At 37.3% G+C, this 24,415-nt stretch carries 18 protein-coding genes; 6 read left to right on the top strand and 12 right to left on the bottom strand.

The genetic code is table 11. From position 1 onward, the window contains the following. Positions 1 to 9 precede the first annotated feature (9 nt). The 9 genes from D9O48_RS01305 to D9O48_RS01265 form a co-directional block, all read right to left on the bottom strand. Positions 10 to 1,059 (bottom strand): FecR family protein, encoded by a 1,050-nt coding sequence (locus D9O48_RS01305; protein WP_126969806.1) that lies wholly within the window; start codon positions 1,057 to 1,059, stop codon positions 10 to 12. Between the two features lie 73 nt (positions 1,060 to 1,132). Further along, positions 1,133 to 1,669, bottom strand: coding sequence for an RNA polymerase sigma factor (locus D9O48_RS01300; protein WP_126969804.1), 537 nt, complete (start codon positions 1,667 to 1,669; stop codon positions 1,133 to 1,135). 171 nt (positions 1,670 to 1,840) lie between these two features. Further along, positions 1,841 to 3,742, bottom strand: coding sequence for a T9SS type A sorting domain-containing protein (locus D9O48_RS01295; RefSeq protein ID WP_126969802.1), 1,902 nt, complete (start codon positions 3,740 to 3,742; stop codon positions 1,841 to 1,843). Positions 3,743 to 3,931: 189 nt separating this feature from the next. Then, on the bottom strand, positions 3,932 to 5,827 hold the full coding sequence (locus D9O48_RS01290; protein WP_126969800.1) for a T9SS type A sorting domain-containing protein: 1,896 nt from the start codon (positions 5,825 to 5,827) through the stop codon (positions 3,932 to 3,934). A gap of 311 nt (positions 5,828 to 6,138) precedes the next feature. After that, a complete protein-coding gene (idi, locus tag D9O48_RS01285; RefSeq protein WP_126969798.1) occupies positions 6,139 to 6,648 on the bottom strand; it encodes an isopentenyl-diphosphate Delta-isomerase in 510 nt (169 codons plus the stop codon). Between the two features lie 125 nt (positions 6,649 to 6,773). Beyond that, positions 6,774 to 7,274 (bottom strand): RNA polymerase sigma factor, encoded by a 501-nt coding sequence (locus D9O48_RS01280; protein ID WP_126969796.1) that lies wholly within the window; start codon positions 7,272 to 7,274, stop codon positions 6,774 to 6,776. A gap of 126 nt (positions 7,275 to 7,400) precedes the next feature. Next, a complete protein-coding gene (locus D9O48_RS01275; RefSeq protein ID WP_126969794.1) occupies positions 7,401 to 8,267 on the bottom strand; it encodes a MerR family transcriptional regulator in 867 nt (288 codons plus the stop codon). 64 nt (positions 8,268 to 8,331) lie between these two features. Next, positions 8,332 to 9,285 carry a helix-turn-helix domain-containing protein gene (locus D9O48_RS01270; protein ID WP_126969792.1) on the bottom strand — a complete coding sequence of 318 codons (954 nt, stop codon included), beginning with the start codon at positions 9,283 to 9,285 and terminating at the stop codon, positions 8,332 to 8,334. Between the two features lie 131 nt (positions 9,286 to 9,416). Then, entirely contained in the window at positions 9,417 to 10,388 is a 972-nt protein-coding gene (locus D9O48_RS01265; RefSeq protein ID WP_126969790.1) for a M23 family metallopeptidase, read from the bottom strand. A gap of 215 nt (positions 10,389 to 10,603) precedes the next feature. Between D9O48_RS01265 and alaS the strand changes: the two genes are divergently transcribed. Further along, positions 10,604 to 13,252 carry an alanine--tRNA ligase gene (gene alaS, locus D9O48_RS01260; protein WP_126969788.1) on the top strand — a complete coding sequence of 883 codons (2,649 nt, stop codon included), beginning with the start codon at positions 10,604 to 10,606 and terminating at the stop codon, positions 13,250 to 13,252. Between the two features lie 59 nt (positions 13,253 to 13,311). Here alaS and D9O48_RS01255 read toward each other — a convergent pair whose 3' ends face one another. Beyond that, entirely contained in the window at positions 13,312 to 13,650 is a 339-nt protein-coding gene (locus D9O48_RS01255) for a DUF6686 family protein (RefSeq protein WP_126969786.1), read from the bottom strand. Between the two features lie 136 nt (positions 13,651 to 13,786). On the opposite strand from D9O48_RS01255, the gene D9O48_RS01250 reads away from it, so the two are divergent. From D9O48_RS01250 to D9O48_RS01240, 3 genes are all read left to right on the top strand, one after another. Then, complete coding sequence (locus D9O48_RS01250; RefSeq protein ID WP_126969784.1) at positions 13,787 to 14,794, top strand: M28 family peptidase; 1,008 nt, start codon at positions 13,787 to 13,789, stop codon at positions 14,792 to 14,794. A gap of 298 nt (positions 14,795 to 15,092) precedes the next feature. After that, a complete protein-coding gene (gatB, locus tag D9O48_RS01245) occupies positions 15,093 to 16,547 on the top strand; it encodes an Asp-tRNA(Asn)/Glu-tRNA(Gln) amidotransferase subunit GatB (RefSeq protein ID WP_126969782.1) in 1,455 nt (484 codons plus the stop codon). A gap of 3 nt (positions 16,548 to 16,550) precedes the next feature. Continuing rightward, positions 16,551 to 17,735: a TlpA disulfide reductase family protein gene (locus tag D9O48_RS01240; RefSeq protein ID WP_126969780.1), complete on the top strand. Its 1,185-nt coding sequence runs from the start codon at positions 16,551 to 16,553 to the stop codon at positions 17,733 to 17,735. A 135-nt stretch (positions 17,736 to 17,870) separates the two neighbouring features. Here D9O48_RS01240 and D9O48_RS01235 read toward each other — a convergent pair whose 3' ends face one another. Then, complete coding sequence (locus D9O48_RS01235) at positions 17,871 to 20,216, bottom strand: efflux RND transporter permease subunit (RefSeq protein WP_126969778.1); 2,346 nt, start codon at positions 20,214 to 20,216, stop codon at positions 17,871 to 17,873. Positions 20,217 to 20,335: 119 nt separating this feature from the next. On the opposite strand from D9O48_RS01235, the gene D9O48_RS01230 reads away from it, so the two are divergent. Both D9O48_RS01230 and recO read left to right on the top strand, forming a co-directional pair. After that, positions 20,336 to 22,462, top strand: a complete 2,127-nt coding sequence (locus tag D9O48_RS01230; RefSeq protein WP_126969776.1) for a PorZ beta-propeller-like domain-containing protein — start codon at positions 20,336 to 20,338, stop codon at positions 22,460 to 22,462. Beyond that, entirely contained in the window at positions 22,462 to 23,202 is a 741-nt protein-coding gene (recO, locus tag D9O48_RS01225; protein WP_126969774.1) for a DNA repair protein RecO, read from the top strand. The genes D9O48_RS01230 and recO overlap by 1 nt, the downstream gene beginning before the upstream one ends. Here the strand turns inward: recO and D9O48_RS01220 are convergent. Next, on the bottom strand, positions 23,199 to 24,359 hold the full coding sequence (locus D9O48_RS01220) for an amidohydrolase family protein (protein ID WP_126969772.1): 1,161 nt from the start codon (positions 24,357 to 24,359) through the stop codon (positions 23,199 to 23,201). The two genes, recO and D9O48_RS01220, sit on opposite strands and share 4 nt — an antisense overlap. Positions 24,360 to 24,415 lie beyond the last annotated feature (56 nt).

Here is a 24,415-nt window from a genome sequence, read left to right as displayed (position 1 = left end):
TTTGTTAATCTATGGCTGTGTTATATAATAGCCATTATCTGTTTTATCAATTTGAAATCCGTTAAGTTTTGCCAACAACTGCAAAAACTCATATACCGATTCTTTTCTTGAATCGAAACGTCCTGTATATGTCATGTTCTGAGGAAACAATTCGTTATGATATATTATATCTATTTTTTCTTTTTTCTTTAACTGGTCAAGAACCGTTTTTAAAGGAGTCTGATTAAATATCAGCTCTGATAAATGTTGTTCTGTAACCGGTGATGTTTTCTTTTCAACTTGTTGCAGAACACTTTTAAATGTTTTCTTGCTTACTTTTCCGGTTGACAAACGATAAGAAAACTCCTGCATTGGCATTAAAAAAACCATATGACTATCATTACTATCCAGCACATTTCTAACAGCTACTTTACCACTATATAACTTTACATTTACACCGGAAAACTCTTCATCTACCAGAAACCTGGTTCCCAGAGCGGTAGTAGAGATATTTCCTGCATACACTGTAAATGCTTTCTCTGTATCTTTACTCACGTCGAACATCGCTTTTCCTTTCAGTATAACCGGTCTGCTATCAACAGGAAAGGGGTGCTCATACCGTATTGAGCTGTTTGCATACAAATTAACCACGCTTGAATCGGGTAACAAATACACCTGCTCTTCATTAGTAGTATTTTCAATAATAATCTTCTTTGCCAGAATGATCGTCGTTTTACCGGCACCATCACGATTAGTATCGGCAACTACCTGGTGATCTTCATCAAAGCCTATTTTCCATATGCCCAATGCCAATAACATCAGTATACCTGCAGCAACAGAAACCCTGCTCAGCCTGTTAAAATAATTTCGTTTATTTACAGGGTGATTAATAAAAATTCTTTGCGCATCCGCTACCTCCTGCTCATACTCTTCTAAAAACAATAACCAGTTTTCTTCATTCATATAAGAAGCCAATGCTTCCGGATGATTTGCAAAGTATTTTTTTACTAAACTAACTTCTTCAACAGAACAGGTTCCATCAAAGAACCTTTGTATTATTTCTTTACTCGGCTCTAGCATTTAATTATAATTCGTTTGAGGAAACATTATCCCTTACCAGGTAATAATTTGTTAACAATGAGGAAAGCAGGAACTAAAAAAGGATAAAGAAAAGGACTTCCATTTTCTTCTTCAGTTGTTTTACAGCCTTGTACAAATGAGACTCTACTGTTTTTGAAGAGATTTGCATTAAAGCAGCTATTTCTTTATAACTATAACCTTCAATACGGTTAAGTTTAAAAACCTTTCGCATCACAGGCGGCAGCCCTTCTATTGCTTTTATTGCAGTATGCAGGTTTTCTTTATTATGCATATCTACCACCGGGGCGGTAGTAGTATTTTCAATATGCTCGTCAATTTCAGAAACATATCTGAACTTTTCTTTACGCAGCAGATCAATCACAGAACTTTTTGCAATCCTGAAAAGCTGAACGGTTATCGGGTAGTCTTGAGAAATATTTTCTCTCTTCTCCCAAAGTTTAGAAAAAGCAATCTGAGTTACTTCTTCCGATAGAAAAGTGGATCTTGTATACTGAAAAATATACTTTTGCAATGGCACATGGTACTGCTCATACAATTCTGTAAAAGCCGCTTCATCACCTTCTTTTATCTTTTGAATAAAATTTTCCATTTATACAAAATTCAAATATACCAGTACTAATATTGTCTTCTTTATATTTTCGCATTACCAATCTGTTAAATAATTATATTAACTAATTTTCGCGTATTCAATTAGCGATTGTTACATAAAAAACGTCCACCACTGTATAGTGGTGGACGTTTTTACTATTTCATATTATTATCAGCGTGCAATTACAAATGGAATCATCGCTTTTTTCTGATCAGACTCAAACAGTAAATAATACTGCCCGCTGGCCAACTCAGTAGTTTGAATAGGTATTACATGCGTACCCTGTAAAAACCCTTGTTGATTAACAATCGACTTTACCAGAGAGCCGCTTGTACTGTAAATCCTTACACTGACATTCTCCCTTACTCTTATTGAAAACTGCAACTGAGATTGAGTAATTGCAGGATTAGGATAAAGTTTTAGTTGATACAACCTGATCGTTGATTCTTTTTCTTCCGGTTTAACATAGTTGAGTATATTGTCATCCACTTTATAAATAGCCGGAGTTCCGTTTAAAATAATATTCGTAGTACTGATATTTTCCTCTACTCCATTCCAGCTATATTTTTTAACAGCTACCGGCATTTTTATGGCCGCCGGGAAGTTATAAGTGGTATATGCTTCTTCAGACTGATCTCTGGTAGTTTTTGCCCACAATACAAATGCTGTATTATTTAATGAATTTTTGAATGCGGCTCCGTCAATAGTATTGGGCAATTGCATAGCATTGGTCAGTGCTTCATCATAAGTGTAATCTAATAACTGTTGTGCAATAACAGTGAGCCCCTGGCCGGCATCTGTTTTTGTAGCCAGGTACTGACCTGCATTTCCTAAAGGGCCCTTTCCCATAATATTAGAATACATACCCATATACTGAAACTGATCATTCGATTCGTTCCAGTTTTTGTTTTCTGCAACATTGAAAATATAATGTTGAAGAATATTATTTTTCTGACAGGCCACCTGTACTTTCATGGTGAAATTCAGATGAGCAATATCAGAACCTATATAATTTTCAGTTTGTTTCCGGGAAATATTATTTTCCGAACAGATAAAATATTTTTCAGGATAAGTATTTCCGTCAAAGCCGTATAATTGCAAAACACTGTCCATAGTGTTTTTATCTTTAATAAATACTTCTATAGCTTTATCGGTATGTCTTTCGTATTTAAAGCCGTTCAGTTCATTACTCCAGCTCGACAGTTTAAAAAGCGGATAGCTGTGAAAACTCAACACATCAAAATATGCACCGCCTTTGTTAGGGTATTCACTGGTGACAGATCCGTCTACCGGATTATCCGTATTCCTCAGCACAGCATCCAGAAAACTGGGTAACCCTAATCCTCCGGTACAGATATAAGCAGTTGGGTCAATACTTTTAATCACCTCATAGCTGATTCTCAACATGCGGATATAAGTAAAAATAGGTGCTTTCATATTGAGCAATGAGCAAGGTGAAGGATTATTATCCCACCAGTTACCGGGCTGATCACGTTCCAACCATCCAGATGAACTGATATCATAATCAGGTTCATTCATAATTTCCCAAAACTTTGCATATCCTTTATAGCGTGTAACTACATTGTATACATATAAAGCATAGTAATTATTTTCATTGATCGGAGTACCGTTCTCGCCATTATCCCAAATGGGTTCATACATATTGGCAAACATTCTTGACTCATCTCCGCAACCACCATATCTTGTTCGCTCACGTTGTGCTTCTACAGGCCAACCTAAAATAATTGCATTGTCCCTTACACCAATCGATTGATAATGCTGAAACTCTGCAAGTCTTATATCATATCCCCAGTAATCAAGAAAATAACCTGGTAATGGCGGACGAAAAGTTTTTGCACCCACCCCTGCCACATTTTTCGAAGGATTTCCGGCAGCAAGATCAGCCAGCGATTTATCATCCCAGGTATTATCAAAACTTCCTGAATTGATGCCATATAAATAGGGATAAGGATAAGGATGAATACTTCCTTTATCTAAAGCAGTAAAATTTATTTGAGCAGTAGATTGTAAACCACACAAGAGTAGTGTTAGGGCAAAGAGACCTGTTTTCATTGCAATTGATTAATTCATTCAACACTTATCAATTACATTGCCAATTATGATCATCTGATCTAAAAACAAAAAATAAAAGTGAGAAAGCAAAAACACTTTTTTTAGCAACAACTACGCTTTATAAAAAATGCTCTATCCTTATTTTTATTCGGATAGAGCATCATACGAACAACAGACAATATGAATAAACTATTGTTTTACAAAAGAAAACACTTTATACTTCTTGTCAGTAACAATTCTTATAAAATACATTCCCTTTGATAATGCAGCCACATTGATTACTTCTATATTTTTACCTGCTGGCTTCACTACATTACTAATCACTGTATTAAGAATAGAACCATTCTGATGAATGATCTGCAAACTCACCCGCTCATTTTCTTTCAGTGTATATTCAAACTGTAGTTGATCAACAACAGGATTGGGGTAAAGCTTATATCCCCACACCCTGTCATCTTCTATATTATTTTTTGAAGGATAATGTGGCAATAGCCCTCCTGGAGACTTTATAATTACTGGTGTGGCATTCAATGCTATCTGACTGAGGTTTAATAATTTTTCATTCCCCTGCCAGTCAATACTGACCAACGACTGTGTTTGGTCAAAACTTGCCGGAAGTTTATATAAATAGGAGGCATCCTCAGAAAAGTCAGTAGTTGTTTTTGCCCAAAGTACATATTTTATTGTTCCTTCCAGATCTCTAAAAGCCGCACCATCAATGTATTCATTTAATTCAAGTTGAGTAGTAAGAAGTGAATCGTAAAAAAATCCGAGTAATTCCGTAGACATTGTTCTTAATCCTACTCCAGACTCTGTATAGGTTACACGGTATTGCTGGCTATTCGAAAGCGGACCGGTATTTTCTAATTGTTTATACAACCCCATGAAATCAAACGGATCTGAAGAATTTGCCTCTGATTTCGGCTCGCCTAATACAAACAAATAGTGTTGCATGATTTTATTCTTCTGAGAAAGCACCTGCGCTTTTAATACATAATTCAATTGGGCTCTTTCTGAACCAATATAGCTTTCAGACCGGATGCGGGAAATATTACTTTCGGTACAAATCCATATTTTCTCCGGGTAAGAGATTCCATCAAACCCATGTTTTATCAGCACTTCATCGAGATCGTCTTTATCTCTTATAAAAACGGCTGCTGCTTCATCCGAATGCCGTTTATAAACAAATCCGTTAGCGGCATTGCTCCATACCCCAAGTTTGTACATGGGATAACTATGAAAACTCAATACATCAAAATAAGCCCCACCTTTTAACGGAAAGTCTGCCGTAACAGCTCCGGAACCCGGATTGTCGGTATTTCTCAGTACTGCATCCAGAAAACTGGGATAACCGATTCCTCCGATACAAACATAGGCGTCGGGGTCAAGGGTTTTAATAATTTCATATGAAATACGTAGCATTCTGATATAAGAATGAATAGGTGCTTTCATGTTTAGTAGTGCACAGGGAGACGGATTATTCGTCCACCAGTTATTCGGCTGATCATCATTTAACCAGGCCTGAGAAGCTATATCAAAATCCGGCTCGTTCATTACTTCCCAGAATTTGGTATATCCTTTATAGCGCGTAACAATTTCATAAACATAAGCGGCGTAATGATTATCATCATTATAAGGTGTTCCATTTTCGCCGTTATCCCATATGGGCAGATACATGTTTCCGAACATCTTTGAGTTTTCTCCACAACCATAATCGTAAGTTTCCCTCACCCGGTCAGACGGCCATCCTAACATAATAGTATTATGTTCAACGCCCAGTGTTTTAAAATATTCAAACTCTTGCAAACGAACATCATAACCATAAAAGTCAACAAAATAACCTGGCAGAGGTGGTCTAAACGACCGGATGCCTGCACCATCTACGTTTTTTGCCGTATTTCCTGCGGCGATGTCGGCAAGTGCTTTATCATCCCAGCTTTGCCCGTAATACCCGAGGTTTACGCCATATAAAAAACGATGCTGATAAGGTTTGTAAGAAGAAAAATCAAGTGCAGAATAATTAATCTGGGCACACGTAGCTGTACTGATTACAACTGTAATTAGAAGTAATAAAATATTTCTCATAGTTGGACTTTATATCGAATTGGTTCAAGTAACTAAATAAAATTTATTCGTACTGCTTTTTAGGCTGTAGCAGACGAGGAAATGTCATTTCTCATGAAACATCATTTCATGAACTGAAAAGCAAATAATCGTTGATGATAATGGAGAATGGGAATAGCAAGCTGTAACACCTCTGAAAGAGGTATTTCGTAAGAAGATTTGTTTTCATAAAATTTGCAATTGAACTTAAAAAACCACTTATCACTATATATACGTAACAGTTCTATTGCAGCATCAGAGGGAAACGGATTGAATACATGTATATATGCATTTTACATCAAAATCCATTCCCGAATTGCCGGATAAGCCAATTTAAACCAATAAGTATATTTTTCTGGGTATGCTTCAAGTGCTGTATCGATTGCAGAAACTGACATCCATTGAACTCCGGCTACTTCCTCAGGGTTAACGGTGCAGACTCCATTATAGTAACCTGTTAATACATGATCATATTCATGTTCAATTAAACCGTTTTCAAATTCATGACGATATACAAATTCATAAAATGGGGAAACTGTAGCTATTATATTTAACTCCTCCAGTAATCGGCGCTCAGCAGCTTCCTTAATGGTTTCATGGGGTTGTGGATGCGAGCAACAGGTATTTGTCCATAACCCACCACTATGATATTTATCAAAAGCTCTTTGTTGCATTAAAATCTGGTGCTGGTCATTCATCAGAAAAACACTGAAAGCCCGATGAAGCAATCCCTGCTCATGGGCAGCCATTTTTTCAATTTCTCCAATGGCCTGATCGTGTTCGTTTACCAAAACAACTTTCATGAAAGCTTAAAATGAGTGATTAAATAGAATTATTTTTCTAAGGCTGTGCGGTAACGATGGGGAATACTAAGATAAGACTTGTCAGCAGTAAACAAAAATGCCTCCTTTAAGAGGGAGGCATTTTATTAATGGCGTTGTATATGAGCCTTTAGCAACTTTCGTGCAAAGTGTATTCTGCTTTTTATGGTACCCAAAGGCTCACCAAGCATTTCAGCTATCTCATGGTATTTAAAACCATCAAAATAAAGTAGAAACGGATTTCGAAAAATCTCAGGAAGTTTATAAATAGCTTCTTGAATATCTTTCAATCTCAAGTTTGCTTCCGCAGCATTTGCGGTGATTGCTTGATTTTGATTTAACAGAAAATCATTCGGTGTACTGTCAAAAATCGTTTGATGCTTAGACTTTCTGCGATAATTGTTGATGAAAATATTACGCATGATTGTGTACAACCAGGCCTTGATATTTGTACCAACATTGTATTTATCTTTATTCGCTAATGCACGATAAAGAGTTTCCTGATAAAGATCTTTTGCCGCTTCAGAATCTCGTGTTAAAGTGATTGCAAAGGGTTTTAAAAACTCTGCATTATTCACCAACATTTTATTGAATTCTACCGTCGACATTTCACTGTTGTTTTAGTTATACAAAAGTACTAAAATATGGGCAGATTTATTGTTAAAACAACCATATGGAATGTTAAATTTAAGCGTATTTTAAACCTTTCCATAGAGGGTTTCCGGTAAGAATGTTTACTGAAAGATCTTTACAGCGTCTGATATGCTTTTTTTGATGATTATATTCTTCGGTACTCGTCCCTGATAAGTTTCCGTGCTGGTTCCCAATACGATAAGTGGTACATCTGGTATATTCTGGTGAAAGAAATACATAAACTTCTCCAGGCTGAATTTCTTCTGATACGAAAGCATTGTTACAAATGCTGCGATATTCTTCTCTTCTTTTAGCTGCTTCAAAACATTAAAATTTGCCACAACACCTACGCTGTATACTGTCAGCCCCTTCGTGTAAAGGCTATAATAGGCGTAATTTAAGCCTACCTCGTCATTATTTTCTTCCGGTGTAAAAATGACCACTATTTTCCTCAACCGATTGATAACCCTGTGTGCTGTAATTGCACTAAGAAAGAAGTTCTTTACGACATTTTTAATAACAATATCAAACAAACGATGCCCTTCAAAACTATATAATATTTTAGACCGCTCTATAAAAGGAATTACAAGATGGTTAATGGCTTTCTCTATACCGCTTCTTTGAATATATTCCTGTACAAACAACTCAAACAATGGAACATTCAGATCAAGATAAGCGATAATCATATCCAGCACACGTTTATCATTCTTTTGAATATCTGTAGAAAAACTTCTCGCTTTTTTTTCGAGATCTTCTATTGACAATGACTTTAACTTTGAAAGTTTATAGCCGTTTTTTTGCAGGTATGCAATCACTAAGACAATCTTCAGGTGATCTTGATTGTACTTTCTGAAATTATGAGTAGATCGTTCAGGAGATATAAAACCGTAGCGCATTTCCCATATCCGTAGCGTATGTGCTTTAATGCCAGACAGTAGTTCTAAATCTTTGATACTATACTCAACCATACAGATAGCTTTCTTAGTTATAACTAAGAACTACTGTATCTTGACTATTTAATTCAAAACAATTTTAGTGCAATAACAATTCACAAGGTTTAATTCCCGTGTGCTTTTTGAAAGCAGTGCTAAAGTGAGAAATCGAGGAGTAACCCAGCATAATGGAAACTTCGGTTACACTCAGTCCTTTTTCATAAAGAAGATAACGTGCATGCTCCATTCTTTGTGTTTGATAAAAATCAAATACAGTAGAACCGAACAGCTCTTTAAAACCTTTCTTCAGGTAACATTCGTTAATGGCAACCTTTCTGCTAAGCTCTTTAATCGTAATTGGCTCACCGATATGCTGTAATAGTACATCACGTGCTTTATAAATCTTTTCACGATCTACCTCATTCGCAAGAAACTTACAGGTAAAGGTCTCAACTTTAGTGTTGGCGGGCTCCGTTTCAGCAATACACTCAAGGCTATACAACAATAGCATTTGAGATTGAGCATTCACATAGATATTCTCCATCATTCCGTCGTATTCATTTGCCAGAATTGACTCAAGAATAGTACGCGTTTTATGACAAAGTTGTAATACTTTATAAAAAGAAGTGGGATGTTTAAAATTCAAAACAGCATCCGTACGCTCATTTTCACTCAATTTTGACAGTGCAAACTGTTGCAAATGAGTAGGCATAAAGCGGAAACTCAATACATCTACCGAGCTGATACGCGATTCACACTGCTGGTGTAAACCAACTTTACACTGGTTGCACTCAGTCGCCTTCTCAGCGCAATACACATTACCTAATAAACAGAATTTTAACTCTATAAAGTTTAAATCAGGATTACTGGGATGATAGTAATAACAAAACATCCCGGTATCTTCAATATTCCAGTTAGCTTTTTTTCTAAATCTGGAAATATTATATTGAATTGATTGAGGAATTTGCTTGTCTTTCACCAACAAAGGATCCAGCTCATGATACATGATCGGATACTTGTACGCCAATGTTAATATGTCGGGTATGATTTCCATTTCTAAAAGCATTTAACAACTCTATAAAACAAAAGTTCGATTTGTTTTATAATTCTCTCGATGTAACCACATCCATTGCAGTGCAAGTTAGTTACAAACCTACGGCTTTATGTCACTGAATTGTAAATCCCCTAGTCGAAACTTTGATTCGATGAAGCGGCTAATTTCAATAACTGATCGAATTGTTCAGGTGTTAAATCATTGTAGAAGAAATATACCGGATCCAGCGGTCTTCCGTTCTTATGTACTTCGTAGTGACAGTGTGGGCCGGTAGATTTTCCGGTACTTCCTACCCAACCGATAATCTCCCCTCTTTTTACCTTTTGCCCCTTGGATACTTTTATGCGGAACATGTGTCCATATAGTGTTTCATATCCATATCCATGATTGATTATCACATGATTACCATACCCATTGCCCAGGTTTCCGGATACTTTTACAGTTCCGTTTGCCGTTGCATAAATCGGAGTACCCTGCGGTGCGGTAAAGTCTAGCCCCGCGTGGAACTTCACCGTTTTATATACAGGATCGATACGATAACCATATCCGCTGGCAACTCTCTTTAAATCGCTGTTACTCACCGGCTGAATAGCAGGAGTTGCCGCCAGTAACAGTTCTTTATCTCTGATAAAATCAGCAATTTCAGTGTATGATTTCTCCTGGGCAGTAATCCGCACCTTTAAATTATTAATAGTATTCACAATTGACTTTTCTAATTGAAAATTAGCCATTTGTGCCACTATCGCCTGTTCCTTCTTTATTTCCATCTCTTTTAAACGTACAGAATCCGGAATCGGGTCGGCCTCAAAAATAGTACGGTATACCTCATTATCCCGTTTTTCTAATTCATGTAAACGAACCTGGAGATCCTGCGTCTGGTCTTCTAACGAGTAAAACTGCTGTTGAAGTGTCAGATTGTCCTGGATCAACCTTTTCTCATTCATAGACGGAAAGTAACGATAGGCAATCGTTAATATGATAAAAGCAGTTACACCCGCCGCCGATATAAACCCCAATACACGCAGCACTTTTACCCTGAGCGGAGTCTCTAACTTCTCGTAGCGTAACGTATTTGTATTATAGTAGTATTTAATTTTTTTCATGAAACCTGCACAGTCTTCTTCTTTTTTCCAAAAAACAGTCTTTTATTTCGATTACCTTTGCACTGGTTAATATTGACCTTCTTACAAACCTACAGGAAAATGATCATTTTTTGCATAAAAACTAGTGTATAAGGCTGTCGCTTAGCAGTTTTCAACGGGTTTTTTTTCGAAATATTATCAATTTCCACTTAGATATTTTTTATAGAACGTTTTTTATGAGCACAGCTGGTATAATTCGTCAACAATTTTTAGATTTTTTTTCGTCTAAAGGACACCAAATCGTTCCGTCTGCCCCAATTGTAGTGAAAAATGACCCTACACTACTTTTCACCAACGCGGGTATGAACCAGTTCAAAGACTATTTTCTTGGAAATAAAAAAGCTCCTTTTACCCGCGTCGCCGATACCCAAAAATGTTTGCGGGTAAGCGGTAAACACAACGACCTCGAAGAAGTGGGGGTAGATACCTATCACCATACCATGTTCGAAATGCTCGGAAACTGGAGCTTTGGCGATTACTTCAAAACCGAAGCAATTGCCTGGAGCTGGGAATTACTGACAGAAGTTTATAAACTACCCAAAGACAGATTGTACGTTACGGTGTTCGGAGGTGATACAAAAGAAAATCTTCCTGTAGACGAAGAAGCCAAACAGGAATGGTTGAAATGGATTGATGCCGACAGAATTTTACTCGGTAGTAAAAAAGATAATTTCTGGGAAATGGGAGATACAGGGCCATGCGGACCTTGTACAGAAATTCACGTCGACTGCCGCCCCGATAACGAAAGAAAGCTGGTGGATGGAAAAACACTTGTCAACAACGATCACCCACAGGTCATTGAAATCTGGAATAACGTATTTATTCAGTTCAACAGATTAAAAGATGGCAACCTTGAACCTCTTCCTAACAAACATGTGGATACAGGAATGGGATTCGAACGCCTTGTAAGAGTATTACAGGCTAAAACATCTAACTACGATACCGATGTATTTTCTCATACCATTCAGTTGATTGAGAAAATTACCGGAATTCCTTATAAAGCAACCGAAGCAAACCCCGCTGCAAATAAAAGATCTGAACAGGAAAATATTGATGTGGCTATACGTGTATTGTCAGACCATATCAGAGCTATTTGTTTCACAATCGCCGACGGACAATTACCTTCTAACACAGGAGCAGGTTACGTTGTAAGAAGAATATTAAGAAGAGCCGTTCGCTACTATTACTCTACTCTACAATATAAACAACCTTTGCTGTTTCAGTTGGTACCTGAATTAGCTGCACAGTTTGTAACCGTTTTTCCTGAATTAAAACAACAGGAAAGCTTTGTAGAAAAAGTAATTAAAGAAGAGGAAGAAGCCTTTCTGAGAACACTCGATAAAGGCTTGAAAAAGATTGATGACCTGATTCAAAACTCTACCAACACAATCGAAGGTAAAGCGGCTTTTGAATTATACGACACGTTCGGTTTCCCGCTCGATCTCACGAAACTGATTGCTCAGGAAAAAGGACTGTCAGTAGACGAAAAAGGATTTGAAGTAGAAATGCAGGCTCAAAAAGACCGTAGCAGAGCGGCGACTACCCTCGATACGGAAGACTGGGCAATTGTGGGAGAAGAAACACCTGTAAAATTCATCGGTTATACCGATACTTCAGTAAATACACATGTAATAAAATACAGAAAAGTTACTGCTAAAAACAAAACCTCCTATCAACTGGTTCTGGCAACCACTCCTTTTTATGCAGAAAGTGGCGGCCAGGTAGGAGATACCGGTACTTTGAACTTCGATGGAGAACTGATTGAAGTAACGAATACTAAAAAAGAGAATGACCTGATCATTCATTTTACCGATAAACTACCTCAAAATCCGGCAGCAAAAGTATTTGCTGAAATTGATACTCACCGCAGGTTAAAAACTACTTTGCACCACTCTGCCACCCACTTAATGCATGCTGCATTAAGGAAGGTTCTTGGTGAGCATGTAGCCCAGAAAGGGTCATTGGTCAACGACGAATACCTGCGCTTTGACTTCTCCCATTTCTCAAAAGTGAGTGATGAAGAATTATTACAGGTAGAACAAATTGTAAACGAAGCGGTGCGTGCAAACTATCCGGTGGTAATAAAAGAAATGCCGAAAGATGAAGCAATTGCTTTGGGTGCAATGGCATTATTTGGTGAAAAATATGGTGACCTCGTACGCGTAGTAGTAATGAACCCCGCATTTTCTATCGAGCTCTGTGGTGGTACTCACGTAGCATCAACCGGCGAAATCGGTTTGTTTAAAATTAAATCTGAAGGGGCTGTGGCTGCAGGCGTAAGGAGAATCGAAGCATTCACCGGAGTAGCTGCTGAACAATTTGTGCAACAACAACTTGAAGAATTAAAGCAGGTAAAAGCTGCTTTAAAACAACCGAAAGAATTATTAAAAGCCGTTGAACAGATTCAACAGGAACTCTCTGCTGCAAAAAAACAACTGGAAGCAGCCGAGAATAAACTGTTAGACAGTGAAAGAGTAACACTCGCTCAAAAAGCTGTAACAATAAATGGTATTGCATTTATCGGTGAGCAATTATCTGTCAACAACCCCGATGCATTAAAGAAACTGGCACACGACCTGAAACAGGACCATGCTCAGTTAGTAGCTGTATTGGTAGCTAATATCGGTGGAAAAGCTGCCGTAGCAATCAGTATCGATGAAAAAACAGCTGCAGAAAAAGGATTAGATGCAGGCCAATTGATTAAACAGGTTGTAGCTCCGTTGATTAAAGGTGGTGGAGGCGGACAAAAAACGCTGGCAACCGCCGGAGGGCAAAATGCAGATCAATTACAGGACGTAATTAATAATATCAGAGAAAAGATATAAATAGGCAAGAACTGTCTCTTTTCAGAGACAGTTCTTTTTTTAACTAACAACCATACAGTTTATTGACTCCTGGAAATTAAATTCGTCAATGAGATGATCTTCCACTCGGAATCCGCTTCGTCTAACATCTGATATAATTCGTTCACTTCCCGCTCACTCAGGTATAAATTCAACCCTTCGCAAGGCGTAGGAATTGCAATTGATTTAAAAGTTGATAACTGCTCTTTCTTATCAAAATCACTCATATAACTTCTGATTTTCTGATAAAAAACCTGAAAATCTTCCGTTACCAGATTCATAATCACTGTGCCATAACCTATTTGAAAATAGTTACAATGCGTACATCTGATTACATAACCGATACGATTATCATAATAGAGGGATTGATATTGACACATACTTATACTTTTATGAATATTTTTGTTTCAGAACTTTCATAATAAAATTAATTTCAAGCGCTTGATTAGTGTTTGCATTTTAAGAAAAACCATTTTCGCAAAGAGAAACTTGATTTTTTCCTTTAGAACAATTAATATGAAAAGCTTTATCCATACGCTGTTTGCGGGCATTCTGGTACTTTTTACCTTTTGCGTAAATGCCCAAACCACAAATGATCAATTGGCCATCAACTGGTTACAGTACCTTAGTGATGATAGTCAGAAGGGGCGTTTCACCGGCTCACCCGAACATCTGAAACTGGGAGATTCCATTGCTCATTATTTTCAGCAAACCGGATTAAAACCTTATCCGTTGATCAATGGTTACCAACAACCCATTGAAATCAACTACGGGAAAAATAAAATTTTGAGCAATAATATAATAGGCTGGATTCCAGGAACTTCGATGCCTGACGAGTTTATATTGATTACTGCACACTATGATCATTTGGGTACTGCTTCCACAAATCCCAATCTGGCATTTAACCAGGGGCAACAGGTGATCTTAAAAGATACTATCTATAATGGAGCGAATGATAATGCCACCGGAACCGCGGCAGTATTAACCCTTGCTGACTACTTTGTCAAACATCCTCCAAAAAAAAGTCTCCTTTTTGTATGTTTTACCGGAGAAGAGCTGGGCCTGATGGGCTCCTGGCCATTGGTTTATCTGCTTAAAGATGTTTCTGTTCAGGCAGTTGTCAATATAGAGATGATCGGCAGAAGTATCAGCAAAAAAATTAAAGCTCCGGTACTCACCGGTTATGAATACTCCGACCTCGGAGCCATTCTTAATCGTAGCCTTGAAAAACAAAATCCGGCATTATACGGACATAAATATATTGCTCCGGATCCTTATTATACACACAAATTATTCTACCGTTCAGATAATTATTCTTTTGCACGTGTTGGCATTCCGGCTCATACGATATTAACAACACCGCCTAATGATAAGTATTATCACCATGTAAAAGATGATTTCAAATCGATTGATCTCCCCCATTTCACTCAAACAATTGAAACCATAAAAAATAGTTTGCTATACCTGGTCAATGAAGCCATCGTTCCCAAAAAGATTAATACATTATTACTTCCTGAAAAATAACCTGTCGCAAGTACCAGAACCGGTAGTTTAGGCGTTATAATAGAATGAAAGTAAAGTCTGTATCTATTATATTTAACACGTATAAGAAATCGACACTTTCAGCAAATTGATAATGATCAAATCGCTTCCAAAAACAAAAGGAAGCACACATGAAAAGATCATTTAAAATGATTATTGAATTTTTATTAAAAATGCCCAGAAACCATTGATGCTTTTTTAATAAATCTTACTGATTTCATCATTTTTTTAAGGTACTTTTGCACCACAAATGTTTTTATATCGAGTAATATCTTAGCGCATGTCGATAGACTATGGAAAATATGAGTTAGTAATAGGATTGGAAGTTCACGCTCAACTACTTACAAAATCAAAACTGTTCTCGGGAGATGCAACAAGTTTTGGTGCAGATCCTAACACACATATTAGTCCTATCACACTTGCCCATCCGGGAACATTACCAAAATTAAATGAGCAGGCCATCAGTCATGCAATCAAAATGGGCTTAGCCTGTAACTGTGAAATTACCCGCCTGAATTACTTTGCCCGTAAAAATTATTTTTATCCCGATTTACCGAAAGGATACCAATTATCGCAACATACTACTCCTATTTGTGTAGGAGGCTGGGTAAACATTCAGGTACCGGGTGAAAATGCCAGAAATATTCAACTCAACCGCATTCATCTGGAAGAAGATGCAGGAAAGAGTATTCACGATATCGAAGAAGATTATACCTGTATTGACTACAACCGTGCCGGAGTACCATTGATAGAGATCGTAACGGAGCCTGATTTACATTCCGGAGAGGAGGCTTACGCCTACCTGACAGAATTGAGAAAACGTCTCAGATATCTCGACGTATGCGACGGCAATATGGAAGAAGGAAGTATGCGTTGCGATGCGAATGTGAGTGTTCGCTTAAAAGGAGCTACACAACTGGGAACAAAAGTTGAAGTAAAAAACCTGAACTCTATCCGAAATGTAAAAAAGGCGATAGAGTTTGAAGCTAAAAGATTAATAGAAATTATTGAATCGGGCAATACCGTAATACAACAAACCAGAAGCTTTGATGCCAATAACGGAACAACATTCGAGTTACGCACCAAAGAAGACGCCAATGACTACCGTTATTTCGCTGACCCCGATCTCACCCCATTTATAGTAAAAGATGAGTTGCTGGAAGAAATCCGTAAGAATTTACCCGAACTCTCCATGCAACGTTCACTCAGGTACGTGAATCAATTAGGTTTGAATGAGTATGATGCCAACCTGTTAACCGAGGAAAAGGAAATTGCTCATTTCTTTGAACAAAGTATTCAGTTTACCAATCAATACAAAGGCATTGCAAACTGGATTGCCGGACCGATTAAATCCTATTTAAACGAACAAAACAGTTCGATTCAGAATTTTCCAATTGCACCACAAAAAATTGCAGAAATCGTAGAGTGGATTGAAAAAGGAAAGATTAATTTTTCAATCGCATCAACCAAACTGTTTTCTGCTTTGTTGAATGAACCAAATGCAACTGTTGAAAACCTGATATCCAGTTTAAACCTCGAACAAAATTCTGACTCATCCAGCATTGAACAATGGGTTGATCAGGTTTTAACTCAATTGCCGGAAAAAGTGAAAGAGTATCAAAAAGGGAAAAAAGGACTGATTGGTTTGTTTATGGGTGAAGTGAAAAAAATCTCGAAAGGAAAAGCAGATCCTAAAATAACCAATGAAATCCTTCTTAGAAAATTACAATCATAATGTATGAATAAACTTACCGCATTCGTTTGCCTCCTATGGATCACCTTTGCAGGTTGTCAGAACGACCTCTCCAAGCCATTTGAAGTGAACGTAACAATCAATAACCTGGAAGAATTAAGACCTTTTAATAACAGCGATCAGTATAAAGCATTTTTATATAGCATTCCTACGAATGCAAACGCAGAACCTGTACAACTGGATTCCATTTCCTTTAACGAACAAACAAAAACCTTCACGCTCAAAGGAAGTACTACAGAAGAAGGTATTTATGATATCGTGATTGAAAACGGACCGGTTATTCCGTTAATCAACGACGTAGAAAAGCTAAGTATTAATATTGACTTAAAAGCAGACGTATTTTACTCGATAGAAGGGTCACCTTTATCACAACAGCTTTGTAATTTTCTGGTATCTTATTCCCAGCACGATATTGCATTAGAAAATAGTCTGATTACACTTGACAGTCTGAAGCAATTTGGAGCAAGCGATGCAGTACAAATAGCTGCAACTGAAAAGAAAAATCTTCAGTTAGCTTCTTTTTCTCAATTTTTAGAGAAATCAATTAACGAAAGTAATAACCCTATTATCAGCATTTTTATATTAGGAAGAGCTGCACGTCTTTTTGAGCAATCGAAATTTGAAGAAACGCTGGCCAAAATAGATCAGAAGTTTCCGAACAATGCACAAATTGATCAATTAAAAAGATCTTATTTCCAGTTCAAAGAGCAAAATGAAAACATGCAGCAACAACTGAATGCCCAGCAAGGCGCATGGGTAGGAGTAAAAGTGCCCAACCTGACAATGCTCGATCCGAACAACAACAAAATGTCTATCGAACAATTCAGAGGCAAATGGGTATTGATTGATTTCTGGGCCAGCTGGTGTTATCCCTGCAGAATGGAGAATCCCAATATAGTAAAAGCTTATTCCACCTACAGAGATAAAAACTTTACTGTACTCGGTGTTTCACTCGACAAATCAAAAGAAGAATGGATTAAAGCAATTCAGGATGATAAGTTAAACTGGCCTCAAATGAGTGATCTGGCATTCTGGAATAGCGAAGCAGTAAGAGTTTTCAGATTTCAGGCAATTCCTTACAACGTTTTGATTAATCCGGAAGGAACAGTAGTAGCAGAAAACTTAACCGGCGACTTATTACAAAGAAAACTAAAAGAATTATTAAACTAACTCATCCTATAATAAGCAGGATACCCGTAAACCGGTTATTGTAACACTATTATTCTGCTTAATAAAGACACTTATATAAGAAAAGCCCTCCCTGATAGTATCAGGGAGGGCTTTTCTTATGATGAATATATTGTACTATTTTCCTTTTTTTCTAACTAACATCAGTAACAAAGTTGGTAAGAATATCAGATTCGTTAAAGTAGCCAACACTAATGTGAGCGAGGTTAACCATCCTAAAGACTTGATACCACCGAAATCGCTGAAGCAGAAGATAACAAACCCTGCAATTAACACTAAAGAAGTATAAATAATACTTATTCCTGTATTATGAATGGTTGCCACCACAATATCTACCGCTGAAGCATTTTTATTGGATAATTCCTGTTTATAATTGACAAGGAACCGGATTGTTATATCAATGGCTATTCCAAGTGCTACAGAAAAGACAATGACGGTAGACGGTTTTAACGCAACACCAACCCATCCCATCACTCCTGCTGTAATTAATAAAGGAACAACGTTCGGAAGTAAAGAACAAATCAATATTTTAAACGATTTGAACAAATACAGCATACATAAAGTAATCAATAGAAAAGCCCAGAATATAGATTCCTTTAAACCATTGATGATAAAAGTAGATCCTTCCAGAAACGTGACTGTTGAACCCGTATAAGTAATATCATACTTTGCTGTATCGAATAACTGATCACTTTTCGTTTTGATTTCATCAATCAGAATCGGCAAGCGTACACTACCCACATCGGCCGTATTCACACTTATTCTTGCTCTTTGCCTGGTACTATCCATGAAAGTTGCCACAATCTTATTGAAACTGTTATCTCCGGCTCCATCTCCTTTCATATTTAAATACCTCGCCAAAAAGGCTACATCAAAGCTATTCGGAATTGCATAAAAGTTTTCATCTCCTTCGTAATAAGCCTGACGCACAAACTTTAATCCTTCAACAATTGATAAAGGACGGGCAAATTCTGGTTTTGCAGCAATAAAAGCCGACAAAGAATCAATACGCTCAAAAGTTTGCAGCGGGTTTATTCTCAATCCATTTTTCCGTTTGGTATCTACCACGATTTCTAAAGGCATTACACCTTTAAAGTTCGATTCAAAGAATTTCAAGTCCGTATAAATCTTATCCGTTTTAGGTAAATCGTCTACAATAAAACCTTCTGCTTTTAACCTGAACATACCTATAATTGACGCGATCACCACAACTCCTGTAACTGTATAAATCAAAGCCTGTTTATTCAATGCCCAGCGTTCCAAACTATTTAAAAAAGCATTGATCGGTTTATTCTGTAAGTATTTGGTGTGTTTTGGCTTGGGCGCTGCCAATAAACTTAATACAGCCGGGATGAAGATGATAGAGATGAAAAACAATCCCATAATATTAATTCCTGCCACCAATCCGAATTCATTCAGAATTTCACTTTTCGTTAGTGCAAATACAGCAAAACCAATGGCAGCGGCAATATTACAAAATAAGGTTACTACGCCCATTTTGCTGATCATATTATGCAAAGCCAGTTCCTTTCTAGCCTGATCAGGCATATCCGAAGGAGTAGCATTAAAAGCCGTATGATATTTATTTAAAAAATATATACAATTAGGAATACCAATTACAACCACTAAAGGAGGAATCAGTGCCGTCAATAGTGATATCTTGTATCCCATCAATACCAGTGTTCCCAAACTCCATATTACTCCGATAATCACCACTGCCAATGACATTAACATTGCACTGATGCTTCTGAAAGAAAACATCAGCAAAATAGCACTAAGGATGATAGACCCTATCAGAAACCATTTCATTTCCGATTGAATCTTTAAGGCCATACTCGTTCTGATATGTGGCATCCCGCTATAATAAACTTCTAGTCCTGTAGCTTTGCCAAACTTGTCAGCTGTTTGCAAAATCGCAGGAATGATCGTATCTCTTGACTTTGAGTTGAGAACATTCTTATTTACAGTAACACCCATCAGATAGGCATTAGTATTCTGATTATAAAGAAGCCCCTGATAAAAAGGAAGTGTTTTAAAAATTTCAGCCGCACTGTCAATTGCAGCCTGCGTCATTGATTCCTTAGAGAATATCTGCTGTGGCACTATCTGGTCAGAGGCAGAATCCTTTACCAGATTAATTGCCATTCCAACTTGTAACACATCTTCAACACCCTTTATTTCTTTCATCTCACCGGCCAGCTTCAAATATTCATTGAAAACTTTTTCATTGAAGAAGTCTTCTGTTTGAACACCCACCACCATCATGGTTCCGTCTTGTCCGAATTGCTTCAGAAATTCCTGATAGGCGATATATTTAGGATTATCTGTCGGTACAGCTCTGGTATATTCATAACTCAATTCTACCTTTGCCGCATAAAAACCTAACACAGCTGTAACGGCAATAAGAATGGTCACTAAAACCCATCTAAACTTTAAAATAAACCTTGCAACGCTTTCCCACATATTGCTGAATAATTATTGCGAATGATAAAATATTAGCGCAAAGAAACTTAATTTGAAACTATTTTGGTACTTTTTTCAATGGTTTTCCACTGAACTGTCAAATTTTGTAAATTCAATCTATGATAAAATTTCACCATCTATTCTTCGTTTGTGCCCTGTTTTTCTACTCTTTTAGTAGTTGGGCACAATCAATAGCCATAGACCAGTGGATGCAATTATCACACCCCTATGCTGCGGCACAACTCCAAAATTCTGCTAATAATATCTGGTGGAGCAGCCCTTCTTCATTGGTAAATTTCACTCCGGAAACAAAGACATTTAACTACATTAACAAAACAAATTTTTTATCGGATGCCGGAATCCAATACTTTGCACTGCATCCTACACTGAACAAAATCGTAGTTGTTTATAATAGCGGGCGAATTGATATTATTGATGACAATCAAACGAAAACCGTCTATGATTGGGAAGTAAATACTCAATTTGATAACAAAAAGGTAAACCATATTCACTTTTCAGCACAACTCGCTTATATTACCACCGATCAACAACTGATTGTTCTGGATATTCGGAACGGCGTGTTTACTGAAACCATTCCACTTCCCGATGTTTATCAATCAAGCTTCTTCTTCAATAACAAACTATTTGTTTCAACACCTTATCGTCTGATGTCAATACCTCTGTCTACTGCAGAGACTTATATCCACCCATACGAAAAAGCTATCTTTACCAATCAGCGGTTATTCTTATACGACTCAAACAGCATTGCCCTTTTCAATTGGGGATCAATTGACACAATTTACCAGGTTTCCACCGGAAATATCATACAGCCCCATCGGCAATCCGATATTGTTTATTTTTTGGTTAAAGACCACAACGATTACCGGATTCATCAAATCGACCAGTCTGGTCAGGTAACAGAGATAGTTTTTCAGTTTACAACCACTGACGATATAATCGATTTTTTATTTTTCCAACAAACATGGTATTTCTTAAGTAAACAAAGTTTATTAGCCGGTAACCAGCAAGGCATCGAACGTTTTCCATTCAATTACCCTATCGCTTATCCGGCAAAAGACATTGCACTTCAGCAATCTTCTATATTAGTCAACGCGCAGCATGAGCTTTTCCAAACCAATTTCAATAATGAATGGAAAATCTTGTTAACGAACCCATTAAGTCGTTTATTATCTGCTTACAACCAGGCAGTGAGTTTATTTCAGAAAGACTCTTTGCGTATACAAACCGGCAACCAATCAAAAATAGTTGTCTATCCGTTCACGAATGAAATAATAACTGCTGCTATCAGCCCTGATAAGGGCATTCATATCATCACAAAAGGTATTACTAATAATTTATGGACACTGACCGCCAGTCACGAATGGAAATCATATACACTTCCGATAAGTGATATTAATAACATTCAGGCTTTTTATGTAGACCAGTATTTCAATCAATGGATTGCTACAGCCAACAATGGCTTATGGATGTATAATCACCGGAATACTACTGCAACAGAAGACGATGTTATCAAACACTTTACCTCCGGTTCCGGAAGTTATTCCATTTATAATAATAATATTCGCTCGGTTACTGCGGATAATTCAGGAATTATATGGGTAGGCACCGACGATGGTTTAGCTTATCTTCCCTGTAGCCATGAAATACTCAATAGTTCCACCTCCTGTTCGTTTACACCGCCGCTGATCGCATCAAACAGTGCAGGTTACCGCTTGCTGGCCGGAGAAACTGTAAACGATATAGCTATAGATGCAGCTAACAGAAAGTGGGTGGCCACCAACAACGGATTATTTCTAATAGATGCTGCTGTAACCGCTATTGCACAATACTATAATAAAAACAATAGCGGTATTTTAAGTAACCGGATCAACCAGATTAAAATTGACCATTCAAACGGATTACTTATTTGCAATACGGAATATGGACTTTCAATGCTCAGACAAGCTGCTGAAAACCTATCTCCTTCCGGTGTATCTCCTTTGGTTTATCCAAATCCGGTTTCATTCAATACACAACGAAACGTAGCGATCAGAAATATTCCGGAAAATGCCACTGTAAAAATATTATCCGTTAATGGGCAACTGATAAAAACGCTTAAAGCAACCGGCAGTCAGTTAGTATGGTATTTTAACAATGAAAAAATCACCACCGGAGTGTATATTGCAGTAATAATTGATGAAAGAACGGGCAAATCGTACCAAACAAAAATATTTTTTACCCCCTGATGAGTTTGTTTAAAACAAAAGGAATCGTTTTGCGCTCCACCAAATATGGCGAAACCAGTGTAATTACATCTATATACACGGAACTATTCGGTGTGCAATCATATCTCATTAACGGAGTAAGAGTGGAACAAAAAAAAGCAAGTTCAAAGGCAAATCTATTACAACCAGCAGCCATACTTGATCTGGTGGTATATCATCAGGAACAAAAAAACTTACAGAGAGTAAAAGACCTTAAATGGGATCACCTCTACCAGAATATCTATTTTAATATTATCAAAAATGCAGCAGCCTTATTCGCCATTGAGCTTTTGCAAAAAACTTTAAAACAACCCGAAGCCAATCCTGAATTATTCTACTTTATAGAAAACTCATTTATTTCGCTCGATGAAGGTGATGAATGGATCACTGCAAATTTTCCTATTTTTTTTGCATTGCACCTGATGCATCACTATGGCTTCAGTCTTTTACATCAGGAGGGAAATCCTCAACAATATTTTGATCTTGCAGAAGCACAATTCGTAGAAGAGCATCCTATTCACCCACAATTTATTGCACCACCTATTACTCAATATCTTTTACAAATATTAGATACTGACGCGGTGGAGAAGATCGGAGCTGTTAAAATGTCGAAAGAAGTGAGAGGTTATCTGCTTCAATCTATACAGCAGTTTTACCAGATTCATTTTTCTGATTTCGGCACGCTCAAAACATTACCGATTTTAAAAGAAGTACTTTCTTAAATAATTCGTTCCGATCTCATCTGATCAAAATTTACATATACTATTCCGGGTTTTTTACCGGTTTCGAAACTACCGAATTGTTGATCATAGTTCAACGCTTTGGCACCTTGAATCGTAATAGTTTTTAACCACTGCAGGTCAGTGATAGCCGGATATAATTTCTTTAATAAAATTAATTCGTGCATTAAGTTTACATCTTCATTCGATGCCAGGCTATCGGTTCCGATGGTGATTCTGTCGGGGTAGTACCTGAATAAAAGTTCTATATCCGGAAAGCCGTTTCCAATGTATTCATTGGCGCGGATACAAATAGCGAAATACACTTCCAGGTTATTTTCTTTTTCGAGTTCCCGGATATAAATCAGGTCGGCTTCGCTAATAGTTACATTATGAACCAGTAATATCTTTTTATTAGTAAAACGGGATAAAAAACTTCTTACACTGGAAGCATTTTCTGCAACAATATGCTGACTAAGATCTGTTTTAATGAACTGATGTAAGCGATCGAAGTCACTTTCGCGTTTTCTGAAAAAATCCTGCTCAGCTTTACTCTCAGCATGATGAATACTTAAAACGCTGCTATCTATCTGCTGATTGATCAGCTGATAAAGTGTTGGTGAAACGGAGTAAGGAGCATGTGGCACAACTGAACTCGGCGAAAAAGTACTGTACCCGTCGGCAATATTGCGGCAGAAGTTGAAGCGGTTTTCAGCTACTGAAGGATCAAAACCAATCACTTCCACAAAGTGATAGAACCTTAAAGGGCTTTTTCGGGCAATTGTCTGAATAATACCTGTATTACAAATATCTCCCACCACACTGATACCCTGATCAAACATAATTTGAGCGGCATCACCTGCGGCTTTGAGGATATCCGCCTGCTCAGCTACCCGTTGCTGTACAATAGTGAGTAAAAAATTTACCATTCCTGTATTTCGGGGAACCACACCTTTCATATGACTCAACTCAAGATGGCAATGGGTATTCACCATTCCCGGAACGAGTATTCCGGGCCATTTTTCAATATTTTGATCCTCGTTTTTAGCTGGCCGGAGGTCTGAAATTTCACCATTTTCGTTTACAACCAGCACAAAATCACCTGGTAAGAGGTTTTTTCCATCAAAAATAGCTTCACCTTGTAATAGTCGTACGCTCATTTCAATCACTTAAATGAATTAACTTTGCAAACACTTTCTTTCTAAAGGGATAGAAA

It is taken from the genome of Gynurincola endophyticus, assembly GCF_003991195.1.
GTDB classification, from domain to species: domain Bacteria; phylum Bacteroidota; class Bacteroidia; order Chitinophagales; family Chitinophagaceae; genus Gynurincola; species Gynurincola endophyticus.
The sequence above is the reverse complement of the archived record's forward strand: the minus strand, read 5'-3'. Positions and strand labels throughout refer to the sequence as shown.

Excerpts from the sequence above, each read along its gene's own strand:
- D9O48_RS01305 (WP_126969806.1), bottom strand. The coding sequence starts at position 1,059 with ATGCTAGAGCCGAGTAAAGAAATAATACAAAGGTTCTTTGATGGAACC.
- D9O48_RS01240 (WP_126969780.1), top strand. The coding sequence starts at position 16,551 with ATGAATAAACTTACCGCATTCGTTTGCCTCCTATGGATCACCTTTGCA.
- D9O48_RS01280 (WP_126969796.1), bottom strand. The coding sequence starts at position 7,274 with ATGTCGACGGTAGAATTCAATAAAATGTTGGTGAATAATGCAGAGTTT.
- D9O48_RS01265 (WP_126969790.1), bottom strand. The coding sequence starts at position 10,388 with ATGAAAAAAATTAAATACTACTATAATACAAATACGTTACGCTACGAG.
- D9O48_RS01250 (WP_126969784.1), top strand. The coding sequence starts at position 13,787 with ATGAAAAGCTTTATCCATACGCTGTTTGCGGGCATTCTGGTACTTTTT.
- alaS (WP_126969788.1), top strand. The coding sequence starts at position 10,604 with ATGAGCACAGCTGGTATAATTCGTCAACAATTTTTAGATTTTTTTTCG.
- D9O48_RS01270 (WP_126969792.1), bottom strand. The coding sequence starts at position 9,285 with ATGGAAATCATACCCGACATATTAACATTGGCGTACAAGTATCCGATC.
- D9O48_RS01230 (WP_126969776.1), top strand. The coding sequence starts at position 20,336 with ATGATAAAATTTCACCATCTATTCTTCGTTTGTGCCCTGTTTTTCTAC.
- D9O48_RS01290 (WP_126969800.1), bottom strand. The coding sequence starts at position 5,827 with ATGAGAAATATTTTATTACTTCTAATTACAGTTGTAATCAGTACAGCT.
- D9O48_RS01300 (WP_126969804.1), bottom strand. The coding sequence starts at position 1,669 with ATGGAAAATTTTATTCAAAAGATAAAAGAAGGTGATGAAGCGGCTTTT.
- D9O48_RS01220 (WP_126969772.1), bottom strand. The coding sequence starts at position 24,359 with ATGAGCGTACGACTATTACAAGGTGAAGCTATTTTTGATGGAAAAAAC.
- D9O48_RS01295 (WP_126969802.1), bottom strand. The coding sequence starts at position 3,742 with ATGAAAACAGGTCTCTTTGCCCTAACACTACTCTTGTGTGGTTTACAA.
- recO (WP_126969774.1), top strand. The coding sequence starts at position 22,462 with ATGAGTTTGTTTAAAACAAAAGGAATCGTTTTGCGCTCCACCAAATAT.
- D9O48_RS01255 (WP_126969786.1), bottom strand. The coding sequence starts at position 13,650 with ATGTGTCAATATCAATCCCTCTATTATGATAATCGTATCGGTTATGTA.
- gatB (WP_126969782.1), top strand. The coding sequence starts at position 15,093 with ATGTCGATAGACTATGGAAAATATGAGTTAGTAATAGGATTGGAAGTT.
- D9O48_RS01275 (WP_126969794.1), bottom strand. The coding sequence starts at position 8,267 with ATGGTTGAGTATAGTATCAAAGATTTAGAACTACTGTCTGGCATTAAA.
- idi (WP_126969798.1), bottom strand. The coding sequence starts at position 6,648 with ATGAAAGTTGTTTTGGTAAACGAACACGATCAGGCCATTGGAGAAATT.
- D9O48_RS01235 (WP_126969778.1), bottom strand. The coding sequence starts at position 20,216 with ATGTGGGAAAGCGTTGCAAGGTTTATTTTAAAGTTTAGATGGGTTTTA.